Here is a 408-nt window from a genome sequence, read left to right as displayed (position 1 = left end):
GAGCCCTGGAAAGTACCGGAAATGCTGATGCCTGCCTGGCCGGTCACGTCGGACAGCGCGCCATCGTCCATGGCTTTCAGGTCGGCATGCGCCAGCAAGGGAGCAGCCAGAACAGCAGTTGCAAGGAACAGGTGCTTTTTCATTGTTATTTCTCCAGTGTTCAGGTGTGGTTTGCCCCAGGGCACTGCCGTTTGCATCCTGTCCCCGGCAGATCGACCGGCATCTCGCCGGTCTCCAGGTCCGGTACTGCTTCCCTAGGTGTCCCGGACATGGATTCGGTAGAGCCTCATGCTCTCTCGTCCTGGATTCCAAGCTACTGGGCCACCCCTTCCGCCGCCAGCCCATCCAAGGGATGGAGCGATGGCGGCTGCCGCTCACGCCTCGCTCAGCAGTCCCAGGCTTTTACCC

General features: G+C 61.3%; 1 protein-coding gene. It reads right to left on the bottom strand.

The genetic code is table 11. The annotated features are described in order from the left end of the window. Positions 1-143: DUF6160 family protein (locus tag M8013_RS23580; protein ID WP_418939512.1), on the bottom strand; the 143-nt coding region annotated here is incomplete at its 3' end. Between the last annotated feature and the right edge of the window lie 265 nt (positions 144-408).

The organism is Silvania confinis, from assembly GCF_025564085.1.
Classification (GTDB): domain Bacteria; phylum Pseudomonadota; class Gammaproteobacteria; order Enterobacterales; family Enterobacteriaceae; genus Enterobacter; species Enterobacter confinis.
Note: the sequence above shows the minus strand (reverse complement) of the source record. Positions and strands in the feature narration are given on the sequence as shown.